Source organism: Flavobacterium sp., assembly GCF_044377315.1.
Classification (GTDB): Bacteria; Bacteroidota; Bacteroidia; order Flavobacteriales; family Flavobacteriaceae; genus Flavobacterium.
The window spans coordinates 15,487-29,771 of the sequence record NZ_JBILJG010000032.1; the positions used below are offsets into that span (position 1 = coordinate 15,487).

Annotated in this window: 13 protein-coding genes and 1 tRNA gene; 8 read left to right on the top strand and 6 right to left on the bottom strand. The window is 32.9% G+C overall.

The genetic code is table 11. From position 1 onward, the window contains the following. The first annotated feature begins 82 nt into the window (after positions 1-82). The 3 genes from ACIQ66_RS09935 (at position 83) to ACIQ66_RS09945 (ending at position 6,568) form a co-directional block, all read left to right on the top strand. Complete coding sequence (locus ACIQ66_RS09935; protein ID WP_396212643.1) at positions 83-3,220, top strand: choice-of-anchor D domain-containing protein; 3,138 nt, start codon at positions 83-85, stop codon at positions 3,218-3,220. Between the two features lie 231 nt (positions 3,221-3,451). Next, positions 3,452-5,815, top strand: a complete 2,364-nt coding sequence (locus ACIQ66_RS09940; protein WP_396212644.1) for a T9SS sorting signal type C domain-containing protein — start codon at positions 3,452-3,454, stop codon at positions 5,813-5,815. Positions 5,816-6,007: 192 nt separating this feature from the next. Then, positions 6,008-6,568 (top strand): YqgE/AlgH family protein, encoded by a 561-nt coding sequence (locus tag ACIQ66_RS09945; protein ID WP_396212645.1) that lies wholly within the window; start codon positions 6,008-6,010, stop codon positions 6,566-6,568. On the opposite strand, the gene ACIQ66_RS09950 is transcribed toward ACIQ66_RS09945, so the two are convergent. Together ACIQ66_RS09950 and ACIQ66_RS09955 are read right to left on the bottom strand one after the other, a co-directional pair. Continuing rightward, on the bottom strand, positions 6,557-7,390 hold the full coding sequence (locus ACIQ66_RS09950; RefSeq protein WP_396212647.1) for an aminotransferase class IV: 834 nt from the start codon (positions 7,388-7,390) through the stop codon (positions 6,557-6,559). The genes ACIQ66_RS09945 and ACIQ66_RS09950 overlap by 12 nt on opposite strands. A 60-nt stretch (positions 7,391-7,450) precedes the next feature. Continuing rightward, entirely contained in the window at positions 7,451-7,843 is a 393-nt protein-coding gene (locus ACIQ66_RS09955) for an START-like domain-containing protein (protein ID WP_396212648.1), read from the bottom strand. A gap of 153 nt (positions 7,844-7,996) precedes the next feature. On the opposite strand from ACIQ66_RS09955, the gene ACIQ66_RS09960 reads away from it, so the two are divergent. The 5 genes from ACIQ66_RS09960 (at position 7,997) to ACIQ66_RS09980 (ending at position 10,724) form a co-directional block, all read left to right on the top strand. After that, positions 7,997-8,070, top strand: a tRNA-Met gene (locus ACIQ66_RS09960). Positions 8,071-8,374: 304 nt separating this feature from the next. Continuing rightward, a complete protein-coding gene (locus ACIQ66_RS09965) occupies positions 8,375-8,590 on the top strand; it encodes a type II toxin-antitoxin system Y4mF family antitoxin (RefSeq protein WP_396212649.1) in 216 nt (71 codons plus the stop codon). Beyond that, a complete protein-coding gene (locus ACIQ66_RS09970; protein ID WP_396212650.1) occupies positions 8,577-8,906 on the top strand; it encodes a HipA N-terminal domain-containing protein in 330 nt (109 codons plus the stop codon). The genes ACIQ66_RS09965 and ACIQ66_RS09970 overlap by 14 nt, the downstream gene beginning before the upstream one ends. Then, entirely contained in the window at positions 8,903-9,841 is a 939-nt protein-coding gene (locus tag ACIQ66_RS09975) for a HipA domain-containing protein (protein WP_396212651.1), read from the top strand. The genes ACIQ66_RS09970 and ACIQ66_RS09975 overlap by 4 nt, the downstream gene beginning before the upstream one ends. Before the next feature lie 202 nt (positions 9,842-10,043). Then, positions 10,044-10,724 (top strand): prolyl oligopeptidase family serine peptidase, encoded by a 681-nt coding sequence (locus ACIQ66_RS09980; RefSeq protein WP_396212652.1) that lies wholly within the window; start codon positions 10,044-10,046, stop codon positions 10,722-10,724. A gap of 2 nt (positions 10,725-10,726) precedes the next feature. Here ACIQ66_RS09980 and ACIQ66_RS09985 read toward each other — a convergent pair whose 3' ends face one another. The 4 genes from ACIQ66_RS09985 to ACIQ66_RS10000 all read right to left on the bottom strand — a co-directional run. Beyond that, the gene (locus tag ACIQ66_RS09985) at positions 10,727-13,201 is read right to left on the bottom strand and encodes a DUF5686 and carboxypeptidase regulatory-like domain-containing protein (RefSeq protein WP_396212653.1); all 2,475 of its coding nucleotides are present in this window, start codon (positions 13,199-13,201) and stop codon (positions 10,727-10,729) included. Positions 13,202-13,268: 67 nt separating this feature from the next. After that, positions 13,269-13,685 carry a type II 3-dehydroquinate dehydratase gene (locus ACIQ66_RS09990; RefSeq protein ID WP_396212654.1) on the bottom strand — a complete coding sequence of 139 codons (417 nt, stop codon included), beginning with the start codon at positions 13,683-13,685 and terminating at the stop codon, positions 13,269-13,271. Between the two features lie 61 nt (positions 13,686-13,746). Then, positions 13,747-13,944 (bottom strand): DUF2752 domain-containing protein, encoded by a 198-nt coding sequence (locus tag ACIQ66_RS09995; RefSeq protein ID WP_396212655.1) that lies wholly within the window; start codon positions 13,942-13,944, stop codon positions 13,747-13,749. Between the two features lie 123 nt (positions 13,945-14,067). Beyond that, positions 14,068-14,285, bottom strand: a 218-nt coding sequence (locus ACIQ66_RS10000; protein ID WP_396212656.1) for a TM2 domain-containing protein, incomplete at its 5' end; no start/stop codon positions are given.

The following is a 14,285-nucleotide window of genomic DNA, read 5'->3' on the forward strand; positions in this document are numbered from 1 at the left end:
TTCTTAATACTAAAAGATACTATTAATAAACAATTTAAGTTAAATTTGTAAAAAACTATTTTTAATATAAAATAATAAAAAGATGAAGAAACTTTTATTTTTAGTAACGTTTTTAAGTGTTGCCATCGGGTATGGGCAAATATCCATTACAGGTACTGGCGCAGCGAACACTTACTCGCAAGACTTTAATACTTTAGCAATTACAGCAACTAGTAGTTCGGTTCCTACTGGATGGGCATTTTCTGAAACTGGTTCTGGATTTAATACTTTATATTCTGCAGGAACTGGTAGTGGAACTGGTGGTGATACCTACAGTTTTGGAACTGCGGCAAGTACAGAAAGAGCTTTTGGTGGTCTTCTTTCAGGTTCAGTTACGCCAACTATTGGAGCATCTTTTACCAATAATACGGGTGCAACAATTACCGAGTTAGTAATATCTTATAAAGGTGAAACTTGGCGAATTGGAGCAATAAACAGATCGGATAGATTGGATTTTCAATATTCAGTTAATGCTAGTTCATTAACAACTGGAACTTGGATAGATGATAATACTTTAGATTATGCAAATCCAGGTCAGGCTACTACAGCTAGCGGAACTCAAATTCATACATCTAACTTATCTTCTACAGTTTCAGGATTAGGAATAGTTAATGGAGCTACTTTTTGGATTAGATGGTCAGATTTTAATACCACTGGAGCTGATGACGGTATGGCAATTGATGATTTTTCTATGTATGTAAACGGTGGTGGGGCTACAGCTCCAGAAATCAACATTAAAGGAAACAACGTTTCTATCGTTGATGGTGCAGCTATACCTTCTTTAACCAATCACACTTTATTTGGAACTGTTGCTACTAATACGGGTGTAACAAGAACTTATACAATTGAAAATCTTGGTTCTGCAGATTTAGTTTTAACTTCTCCTTTTGTTCAGTTAACCCTTGGCAGTACTCAATATACCATTACACAACCAACTCTTACTACCATTCCTGTTGGAGGTTCAACTACTTTTGCAATAACTTTTAATAGTGCTACTGGAGGTACTTTTCTTGATGGAATTGAAGTTTTAAGTAACGATGCTGACGAAGCTAATTATTCTTATGACATTTCGGCAACGGCTGAAGTTCCAACTCCCGAAATTAACATCAGAGGAAATTTTATAAATATTGTTGACGGTGCTACAACACCATTATTGACAGATCACACTTCTTTTGGAACTTTAGCAACTGGTACTAGCATAACTAGAACGTATACTATTCAAAATACGGGTACTGGCGATTTGGTTTTAACGGCTCCTTTTGTGCAATTAGGAACTGCAAGTGCTCTATATACAATCACGCAACCAGTTTTAACAACCATTCCATCATTAGGTTCAACTACTTTCTCTGTTGCTTTTTCTAGCGCAACTGCTGGAAATTTTGACAATACTATCGAAGTGTTAAGTAATGATGCCGACGAAAATCCGTATTCATTTGCAATTACTGCTGAAGCAGTGGTTTTAAATTTTCAAGCAGGGGATATTAGTTTTGCTGGTGTAACTACAGATAGCGATGTTTTTAGTTTTGTAAACTGGGTTGCAATTCCTGTAAATGCTCAATTATCTTTTACTGATAATGCTTTTGAAGCAGGTGCTTTAAAATCTAATGAAAATACATTAGTATGGCGAAATAATACGGGTTCGCCAATACAGCCAGGAACCGTAATTATGGTAACTTGTCCATCAACAGGTGCAGCTACAACAGATCTTGGAACTGTTATTTCTGGCTCTTTAAATGGTCTAGCTGTATCAAATGAAAACGTATTTATTTATGAAGGAATTGCAACGGCTCCTAATTTTATTTACGGTTTTTCTAATACCGCTTGGATAACAACCGGTACTGTAACTAATAGTAACTCTTATTTGCCTGCTGCCTTAAATGTTACTAATGGTAATATCGTTACAGGAACTTTAGATAATTACGAGTATAGCGGTTCAAGATCTAGTCAAATAGCTATAGCTCTGTATAAAAGTTTAGTAAATAATTCGTCTAATTGGACAGGAAACGACACTATTTTTTCTCTAAGTAGTACAGATTTTGCATATACGCCTTTTACTACTGAAGTGATTTCACCTATATGTGGGTCAACTTTAGCAACACCAAGTTCATTAGTAGGTGTTAGAAATTTCTCTGTAAGTAGAAATGTAACTGCTTATAGATTTAAAGCTACTGGTCCTTCTGGCGATTTAATTATAGTAAAAAATACTCCTCACTTCCAATTTTCACAATTAGTAGGGTGGCAATATAATACAACTTACACTGTTTCTTGTGAACTACAAGTTGGGGGTGTTTGGTTAGGATACTACGGACCAACATGTACAATATCAACTCCAGAAGTTGTAGTTGCTGGACTATCTCAAATAGTTTCTCCAGCTTGTAATTCAGTAGTTAGACCAAATACTATAATTGCTACATCAAGTTTAAATGGTGTTACAGGATATTTATTCAGAGTAACAAATACTACTCCAAGTTATGTTGGCGCTAATGCAGTTCAAACAGAAGAGAGAACATCTCATTGGTTTAGACTAAATATGTTAGATGAGTATGTTTATGGTTCTACATACACTGTAGAAGTGGCAGTTAAAACTTCAGGAGCTTATGGTGCTTTTGGACCAGCTTGTACGTTTAGTACAACTACTCCAGTTATTGCACAATGTGCTACTACAGTTAATTCAGGTAGTTTGATTTCATCAACATCTTTAGGTGGCGTAACGCAATATAGCTATGTAGTTACAAATCTTTCAGATGACAGTGTTCAGACAATTACTAGAACTATGCCTCATTTCCCTACAAGTTTGATAACAGGTTATTCTTCAACAACCACTTATACTGTTAGTGTTTCGGTTACTTCTACGGGTGTTCAATCACCTTATACTGAGCCATGTGAAATCAACGCTTCTGCTCCAGCAGCAAGACTTGTTGATACTACTAGTACAAGTGAGTTGAAAGTTCAAGGTTTCCCTAATCCATTTACCAATAACTTTACATTAGAAATCACTAAAGCTAGTGAAGATAAAGTAGCCGTTATGGTGTATGATATGATTGGAAAACTTTTAGATAGAGTTGAAGTTAATGCTACTGATAACACATTAGAATTAGGGGCTAACTATCCAGCTGGTGTTTACAATGTTATTGTATCTCAAAGAGATAGTGTTAAATCTATTCGAATGATTAAAAGATAAAAATTACCTCAATAGTAGTAAAAGACGTGCCCTATAAGCACGTCTTTTTTTGTATAAAAATAGTAGTTAGTCGGTAGAGGTCTCGTGCATTTTGTCGATAAAATGTTCACTTTCAACGATTTTATGCCAATTATGGTCTAGACATTTTTTTAATCTTAATAAAATATTATACTTTAGCCAATCGTGTTGTATTTAACACACTTTAGTTTTTAACTATAAATTGTTTTTTTTATGAAAAATTTTTTACAAAACGCTTTAGTGCCAATTTTTATTTTAATTTTCAGTTATCAAGTTAATGCACAAAATGCAATCATCGGTTCTGGATTTACAAACGGCTGGAGTGTTCCAGGTGATTTGATTTACTTTAATGCTGGTGCAGGCTTGTCTAGAGTAGCGACTTTAAACCCAAGAGCAGCTGGAAATCAATACTTTAGACTGGTACGTGGATGGGATGGTAACAATGCTCAGTTCGGACCTGCCGGCTTCGGCTGTCCTGATACAGACTGGACAAATCCTGGTGTAATATATGGTATGTCAGCTTGTGGTGGTGGCGCTTTTTTCATAAATTGTCCAAATACAACAGATAATTATGTGTTTAAAACCCCAAACGGACCAACTTCTGTAGATTTATTATATTTTAGAGTTCAAGGAGCCGTTAGGAGCGTTTCATCTGTAACACAATTGCCAACAGTAGCTAATGTAACAGTAGGAGTGCCTACAACAGTTACGGCAAATTTAGACGGAGCTTTAGCAACAGGTCAAGCTGTTTATTTGAGATATACAAGTAATAACTTTGCTAACTCAGTTGTAGTGCCAATGACAGGTTCAGGAGCTACTTACACTGCAACTATTCCTGGAGCTGTAAACGCTATGAGTGCAAATGTGAGATATTATGTGTTTACTTCTGGAACTATCAATGTAGCACCAAATGGTTCAAATGCCGATTTATATACCATTAACTTAAACAATAATGGTGGTCCAAATTATACTTATACAGTAAGTAACAATGTAGTAACTTGGAACGGAACTTCATGGTCTAATGGAGTTGGGCCAAGTGCACAAGCAGAAGCGATTCTTACTGGAGCTTATAATTCTGGAGAAACTGAAGGTGTGTTTACAGCAAGCAAAGTGACTATTAATACTGGTGGTTCATTAACAATTGCTTCAAATACAAATATTACGGTTACTAACGATGTGGTAAATAATTTAACAGAAGCGGCTTTCGTAATTGAAAACAACGGAAATTTAATTCAAACGAATGATGTTACTAATACTGGTTCTGCTACAGTTCTTCGTATGAGTGCCCCAATGGCTAGACTAGATTATACTTTATGGTCTTCGCCTGTTGCTGGTCAATTGTTATTAGATTTTTCTCCTTTAACACTTGTTACGCCAACATCACGTTTTTATTCTTTCGACCCAACATTAACAGCCTCAGGTGGTGGAAGCGGTGCTTATGTTTCTATAACTAACCCTGCTGCAACACCTTTTGCCGAAGGTAATGGATATTTGATTAGAGCATCTAACTTGCAACCAGCTGTTGCAGCTCCATGGTTAGGTACTTTTAAAGGTGTTCCAAATAATGGTAATGTATCAATTTCTTCTACAAGTGGTTCTTGGTATGCAATAGGAAATCCTTATCCATCAACAATTGATGCAGATGAGTTTATAGCTGCTAATGGTTTAACACAACCACTATATTTCTGGAGAAAAACAAATGGTGCTTCTGGTACTGCGTATGCTACATATACATCTGCTGGAGGAGCTGGTACTGCGCCAAATGTTTCAGGTACAATTATGACGCCTGATGGAGTTATAGCTCCTGGTCAAGGGTTCTTGGTTCAGGCAACTTCATCTTCTTTAAATTTCACTAATTCGATGAGAAACGGTGATGATAGTACACAATTTTTTAGAACAAATTCTGTAAACAGAAGTAGAGTTTGGCTTAACCTTTCTAATACTGATGGTTTCAAGAATCAAACGCTAATTGCTTATATGCCATCTGCTACTAATGGTGTTGACGAGGCTATAGACGGTCGTTTTTATGAAAACGATATTCCAACTCAATTAAGTTCACTTATCAACGGTGAAGAGTTTGCTGTACAAGGTAGAGCTCCATTTACAGTTTCTGATATAGTTCCACTTGGATTTAGAGTTGAAACAACAGGAAATTATTCAGTTGCTATAGATCATGTTGACGGTTTGTTTGCAGATGGTCAAGAAGTTTTCTTAAAAGATAATTTTACTAACACGGTTCATAATTTAACAAATGCACCATACAACTTTGTTGCATCAACAGGAACAACTAATGCAAGATTTGAAATTGTTTTCGAATCTAACCTTGCAACTGAGAATCCTGTGTTAAATGAGAACACAGTTATTATATATAAACAAAATCAAGATATTGTTGTAAATACTGGAAAAATTGAAATGAAAAATGTTCAGGTTTATGATATTCAAGGAAGATTGTTAGTACAACAAAAAGATGTTAATGCTTCAACTACTAAGCTTTCTGTTGGAACTACAAATCAAGTATTGATTGTTAAAGTAACTTCAAAAGATAAATCAGTTGTTACAAAAAAGGTGATCAACTAATATTTTTTAAATAGTATTTCAAAAACCATTCGCGATAGCGAATGGTTTTTTTTATATGCTTGTCAGAAACTTCAAAATACTAAAAGTTATAGTGTTGATTTGTAATCATTTCCATAATACTTTAGTTGATTTTTCAAATATAATTTGGGAATTAGACTTTTTTTCTTACATTTATTAAAATTTTATAGCATTATGACATCTGAAAAACTACAGAAAGGACATTTGCTCATTGCTGAACCCTCGATAATTGCCGATTTATCATTCAATAGATCTGTTATTTTGTTGGCGGAACATAGCAATGAAGGTTCTGTTGGTTTTATCATAAATAAGCCTTTAAAATACACCATTAGCGACTTAGTTCCCGAAATTGAAGCTAATTTCAAAATTTATAATGGTGGGCCGGTAGAACAAGATAATTTGTACTTCATTCATAATGTTCCAGAATTAATTACCAATAGTGTTGAAATTTCTAACGGAATTTATTGGGGTGGCGATTTTGAATTGACCAAAAGTTTGATAAATGACGGTTCTATAAAAAAAGATAATATCCGATTCTTTCTGGGTTATACGGGTTGGGAAGCAAGCCAATTAGAGTCAGAAATGCAATTAAACTCATGGATTATAACGGAGAATCTTTATAAAAACAAAATATTAGGAAAAGCAACCGCTGATTTTTGGAAGGAAAAAATCCTAGAGTTAGGTGGTGAATACATTATTTGGTCAAACGCTCCCGAAAATCCTTTATTGAATTAATTCATTCAACTTTTTGTTCAATTCAATTGCAAGATTCGATGTAAATTCTTTTTTGCGGTATTTTGTTATTGGTTGTATTCCTATAATACTATTTGTGATAAATAATTCATCTGCTTTTTGTAAATCAAAAGGAGAAATAACACCTTCAATTACTTCAATAGTTTCAAATTTTTTGGCAATTTTTAGAATTTGTTTTCGCATAATTCCATTCAAGCAGCCTTCTGATAAGGGAGGAGTTACGAGTTTATTTCCCATTAACATAAAAATATTTCCGTTTAGTGCTTCAATAACATTCTTATCGGTATTTAATAAAAGACAATTTTGAAAATCATTTTCTTTTGCAAAAACACTACCAGTTATATTAATTATTTTATTGGTTGTTTTGATGGTTGAAAGTAACTGTTTTGTTATTAAAAAATCTTTGTACAATTCAACTTCGTAACTAGATTGATTCAGTTGATAACTAGCATTTTCAATTGGATTGGTTTGAATAATAAAAGAAACCGTATTGGTTTCAGGTAAATATAAACCGCCATCATTTCTAAAAACAGTAATTCTAGCTTTGCACGATTGGGAACAATTGGTGGCTTTTGCAAGATTTAGTATTTGTTCTTCAAAATATTCCATCGTAAAATCCATTGGAATTTCCATTCGTACAATTCGCATTGAAGAAACCAATCTGAAGTAATGTTCTTCAAGAAATAAAACTTTATTGTTTACTATTTTTAGTGTTTCAAAAATACCGTCTCCGTAAAGAAAACTTCTATTATTAGTTGATAATGAAGTGGTTGATGAAACAATTTCGCCGTTCAAATTTACCATAAAAAAATCCCATCAATTTTTTAGAAATTGACAGGACAAATATAAGTTTAAAAATGTGTTTTACACAGATCCAATAACATGTTTTAGTTCAGAAACTTGATTTCGCCATAATTGAGAAGCTTCTTCAACTTCTTCTTCAATAGCAAAATCTACAATCATTAGCGAAACATCTTTGGTTATTTCGTCTTCTAATATTCTTAATTCAAAATAGTATTCTGTATCTTTATTGTCTTCATCAACCCATTTGAATTTAATTTTTTCGCCTGTTTTTTTTGAAGCTAATCGTGCTTTCTCTTCGGAATCATCCCATATGAAAGTATAAAACTCTCCACGTGAATTTACGTTGTCAGCAAACCACTCCGAAAGTCCAGAAGGAGTCGATATATATTGATAAAGCAATTGGGGCGATGAATTTATAGGAAATTCTAATTCGTAACGTATTTTTGTTTCCATATATGTACTAAATATTTCCCGAAAAGTATAGAATTAAAATTCAAAAAAAAAGTATTTTCAAAAATATTTTTTTTTTAGTGATTTATATTTGCAACATCTGATTTAAGTTTTATATTTGCACCCGCAATGAAATAACATTTCTAACCGAAAAATGGCGAGGTAGCTCAGTCGGTTAGAGCGCAGGATTCATAACCCTGAGGTCGGGAGTTCAAATCTCCCTCTCGCTACAAAAAATCTTCACAGAAATGTGAGGATTTTTTTTGTATTAAACTCACTATAACTGTTGAAATTCAATAACTTATATAAATTAAATACACTTTGAATCTGGTTTATTTTTCAAATATATTTTATTTCAAATCAAATTTAACGGAGTAAGGAAATAGAATAAGAAAAAAACAATAAATACATTAAAAAATAATCATTGCATTTATACCCGTTGTGGTATACTATTCTTCTAATTATTAAATTTACACCTCAAAGGGTGTAAATTAATAATATTTTTATACTTTTATACCCGTAAAGGTGCATATTATGGAATTAAGTAAGTTTGTAAAACAAAAAAGAACCTCCACTAAATTAACTCAACCTGAATTGGCAGAGAAAGCAGGTGTTGGTCTTCGTTTCCTCCGAGAATTAGAACAAGGTAAAGAAACACTGCGATTAGACAAGGTAAATCAGGTGTTGAAATTATTTGGTTATAAGGTAGGTGCAGTCCAATTAAAAGAAGAGGAAGATGAGAAAGGCTGAAATAAAAATATACGATAAAACTGCGGGTTGGTTGGTAGAGGATGAAAATGGGTATCATTATAACTATGATAGTTCCTATTTGAATTCTACAAGTCCTGACACTATTAGTTTGACACTACCACTAAAAGAACAACCCTATACAAGTAAAATTTTGTTCCCATTTTTTGATGGTCTTATCCCCGAAGGATGGTTATTAAATATTGCTCAAAACAATTGGAAACTAAACCCACGAGATAGAATGGGACTTTTAATGGCTTGTTGTAAAGATTGTATTGGAGCAGTTAGTGTTCATCCCCTAAATAATGAAGAACTATGAAAAAATGTCTCTATTGTTACGAACCACTAACTGAAAATGAAATAGATTTTCACCCTTCGTGTTGTAAAAAAATATTTGGACAAACTACTCCTCCTGAATTACCCTATACAGAAAACCAAATGGAAGATTTGGCTTTACAAGTGGTAAAAAGTCAAACTACTTTAACAGGGGTTCAAGCCAAATTATCTTTGGAATTAACACCGAGTGAAAAAGGGGATGGAAAAAGATTTACGATTGTTGGTTTATGGGGGAATTATATATTAAAACCACCGACTAAGAATTTCAATCAATTACCGGAGGTGGAAGACCTAACAATGCACTTGGGAGCGATAGCAAAAATAAAAATGGTTCCACATAGTTTAATACGATTACAATCAGGGAATCTTGCATACATAACTAAAAGAATCGACCGAATTAAAGGTGAAAAACTTTTAATGGAGGATATGTGTCAACTAACAGAAAGAATGACGGAAAACAAGTATCACGGGTCTTACGAACAGATTGCCAAAGTTCTTTTAAAACATTCCTCTAATCCGGGTTTAGATTTAGTAAATTTCTTTGAACAAGTATTGTTTTCATTCTTAACGGGGAATGCAGATATGCACCTAAAAAACTTCTCTATAATCAAAACAAATGAGCAAGGTTATATACTATCCCCTGCTTATGATATGGTGGCAACGGCAATCGTCAATCCTGCTGATGATGAAGATTTGGCACTAACTCTTAATGCCAAGAAGAAAAAAATTAGTAGAAAAGATTTTATAACGGTATTCAATTCTTTTAAATTAGACAACAAACAACAAGAAAACATTTTTAATAAAATGGAGAAGTCGAGGGAAAAATGGATTCGTTGTATTGATGATAGTTTTATTAGTGATGAGTTTAAAGTTACCTTCAAAGAATTGATAAATAATAGATTTGGAAGAATATCATAAATTGAAATAGAGTAAGGAATTTAGAGTAAGGAATTATATAAAAACACACTAAAACAATAATAAATCGTCCACATTTTATAGGTTTTGAGGGATTTAATTATTTTCATATCCGCCGCGGCGGACTAGAGTTCAACTCCCGTCCTCGCTACAAAACCCAATTACTTTGTGATTGGTTTTTTTTATAACTTCAAATTTTAAAAAAATGAAAAAAACATACATTTTATTATTCTTACTAGTAATAACTGTTTCCAACGCCCAACTAAAAACAATTATTGGAAAAACAGCTTACCCTTTTTGGATAAATGTTCCTGAAATTGTAGATAAAACTGAGAAACTTCCAATTTTACTATTTCTACACGGTAAAAGTCTTTCGGGAACTGATATTAATAAGGTAAAACGATATGGTGTTATTAATGCTATTGAAAAAGGTAGGGTTATAAAAGCAATAGTTGTCGCACCTCAATTGGCAAGTGGTTCATGGAGTACCGATAAGATTATAGAATTGATAGAATATATTCAAAAAGAACACACTACAGATACTTCTCGTGTATATGTTTGTGGTATGAGTCTTGGCGGCTATGGCACTCTAGAAATCGCAGGAAAGCATCCTGATAAGATAACGGCTGCAGTTGCAATTTGTGGTGGAGGAATTGAAAAAGATGCTTGTAATCTAGCTAAATTACCTTTATGGATTCAACATGGTGATAATGACAAAGCAGTCCCTATTTCGGAATCTCAAAAAATTGTAAAAGCCATCAAAAAATGTGATAAAAATGCCGATGTTACTTTTACAACAATACCTGGCGGAACTCATGGTAGCGTCGAATCATTATTTCACACCGATGCTTTATATAATTGGTTGTTTGAACATGTTAAGAACTAAAACTAGTTTCTAAACATTTCCAACACTTTTATTCCAAAAATAACACCATCTCCTTGAAAGCCTTTTTGATATGAACGAATATAATCAATTCTTAAAAATTTAATTTTCCCAAAACCTAAATTGTCTAATCCAACTGTAAATTCTCTATAAGGAATTCTGTCTGGAATTGCCAAATTATGGAATCCTAAAACCAATTGTGATTGTAGTTTTTTGAGTAAAGGAAGTTTATTCATCAAATAGCCTCTGTCATTGTGCTCCAAATGCGTTTCTAAATAACGGTCGTTGGTGCTTGATGAATAGTAGGGCAAAAGATTAAACTCGTTCAAATAGCTCATGCCGTGACTTACGCGCGTTTGGTTTCCATTAAAATGCTTGAAATCGGTAAATGCTATATTCTCGGCGTTAAAGAACTTTCCGACCATTAAATTAACTTGTAAATTTCCTTTGTTTCCAATCGAAAATTCATCCGAAATTTTTGCGGTAACAAGATCATATTCGTAATCTTTGTTAGTTGCAGCAATTGTTTTTTCATAACCTAAATTGATGGTTGGATATTTTCCGTTATCACGATTATATTTTCCGTCTGGACGTGTATAGTAGCTTTGTCCAAATTTTATAGTTGCATTGCTATTTATTTTTACCAAATTATTCTTTTGAAATGGGTGGTTTAAAAAATCATTCGGCAACAACGGATTGTTTGAACTATACAAATCATCCGATTTAATAGAACTATAATCGGTTGTGTTATAAAGCGGTTTTCTTTCGGCATATTCTGCTCCAAAAGTAAAGTTTAAACCATTCATGATTTCTCTACTAAAATTAGCTGAAACAAAATTTTTCTCATATAATTTCATGAAATTATTTTTGAAAAAAAGTGAACTTACAGCATTCACAAGGTCAGAAATAGGTTGATTTTGGTTGAATTGACTAACTGAACTTCCGCCTAAAACAGTTAAAGTTGCTTTGTTTGTATTGTTAAATTTTTGGGTGTGACTAGCAACGACTCTTATTTTATCTTCAGCAAATCCATAGGTAAGACGTGCACCAGTACTTGAAAAGGTGTTTTTTTCTTCATCTCTTTTGTTAAAGTAAATTCCAGTATTTGCATTAAATCCTTGTACAGTATTGAAAGAAGTCTTCATTAATGGGCCATCATATCGAACCGACCATTTCTTGAAAGTGTTCGAATGACTATAACCCATAATTGGACTTAATAGTTTGAATTTATTATTTTTTTTGTCAATAGAATCTAAGTAAACTTGTGAAGTTTTTTTGATTCGCAATTTTTCTTTTTTCACATAATCATTCGCTTCTTCATCTGTCAAAGGAACTGGTCGTATGGTTGCCCAAAAAGCATCATCTTTTTTAGTAGCATTTTCTTCAAATTTTAGAATTTCTCTGCTAAATGTTTTTTTCTCAAAGTTATCAGGAAATTCAAAGTTAGAATAGCCATGCGTAAATCTTCCATTAAATTTGAATCCAAAAATTCCTGCATTAAAATCTAATGTTTGGGTGTTTTTTACCCAAATTTTAGTAGTCGAATTATAACTAAAGTTTTGTTTGATTTGAAGTGAATTGATTACTGGATTCTGAATTTGAGAACCTTTTATAGTCAAATCGGTTGCGTAAATTGCCCAACTATCTTCTACTATATAGATGTAGCCTTCCATGGCGGGTTCGTTTTCTCGCTTTGGAGTAACTTTTATTTTATTAATTTGTTGGTTGTTTTCATCATAAAAAGAACTTTCAAAAACAAATTTGTAGTAATTGAAAGCGTTGTCTGCAATGGGCAAAATTACTTTTGTTTCAAAATCTAAGTAGTTTTCATAAAAATCAAAATTGGCTTGCGATGCAGTATTAAAGCTTACACCGCGATTGTTGCCACTAACTTTTGAAGCAATAATAGTTTCGTTTAATTTATCAGGTTTTTGAAAAATAATCTTAGAAACGGTTTCTGATAAATACAAAATGCCACTTCTTGTTGAGTCTATTACATCATCAAATTCGGTAATTTCCTGACCCATAAATTTTTTAGGCAAATCTTTTACTTTAAAAATTCCTCTTGAGTAAAAATCACATTTATATTTGGCTGTTTTGGCTGAATTTTCCTTTCTATTTGCAATAGCATTTTTTATAATGGCAATGGCAGGATTGTCTTTTTTAGAAACCACGATTTCAGTAAGCTGAAAATCTTCTTCTTTGAGCTGAATGTCAATATTTACCGGTGTTTTTTCGATAGTAACAATAACTTTTTCTGTTTTATAGCCAAGATATTGAAACAAAACAATATAAGTTCCTGGTGTTTTTATGTTGATTTCAAAACGCCCTAAATCATTAGAAGTTGTACTGGTATAGGTGTCTTTTAGATAGATATTTACAAACGAAAGCGGATTGCCATTAGTGTCAGTAACGGTTCCTTTTACTTGAGAATAAATAGGGTTTGACAGTACTAATAGGAGTAGAATAATTTTTTTCATGGCTTTATTTTTTAGTTTAGACGATTAGTATTGTCAAAAAGTTACATGTTACTGCAAAAAAAAAAAATTATTTCAGAAAAGATTGAATTGCCAGTCGGTAACTTTCCAAGCCAAAACCAACAATTATTCCTTTAGCATTGGGCGAAATATACGATTGATGTCTAAAAGTTTCTCTAGAAAACGTATTAGAAATATGGACTTCTATAACAGGCGTTTTTATTGCTTTTACAGCATCACCAATTCCTATTGATGTATGTGTATAAGCTGCTGCATTCAAAATGATACCATCATAATCAAAACCAATTTCTTGTAGTTTATTAATAAGTTCGCCTTCAATATTACTTTGATAATAATCTAATGTAATGAAAGGAAATTCATTTGAAAGTTTGTTGAAATAGTCTTCAAAATTTTCATTTCCATAAACTTCTGGCTCTCTTTTGCCTAACAAATTAAGATTTGGACCGTTGATAATGATGATTTTCATTGTAAAATGTTTTGGGTAAATATAAAAAAAAACCGCCATTTTAAATGACGGTTTTTGAATTTTATGTTAATCTGCCCAGAAGACCAGGCATTTGTTTTCCTCTTACTTCGTAAACTGATTTCAACCACAAAGGAAAAAGAAGTGGAACAACAATAAAAGTTAATTTGTTGTATTCCCAAGCTTTTTCAAACTCAAAATGAATAAAATGCATTACGCCTCTTGTAAGGCCACAAGCATAACATTCAATGTTGGCTAACATTTTTGAGAGACAAATACTTTGCCCTTCGTCAAAATAATTAGCGGGTAAAAATAACAGAACAAAAGGTGCAATTATTGTTATCCAATTACGTGTGTAGAAAACAATTTTTCTTAACATATTATATTATAGAGTCTTACTGTAACTACCATCTTTTGGTTTTAAGTCACCAGTGATGATTCTAATCAAGTCAATTAATGACCAAACACCACAACCACCTAAAGTTAGTAATTGAACAACACCTTGCCATGTGTAACCTAAGTAAAAACGGTGAACACCAATACCACCTACTAAAGCAGCTAGTACTAAAGCAATGATTTGACTTTTTCCACCTTTAGCAGCAG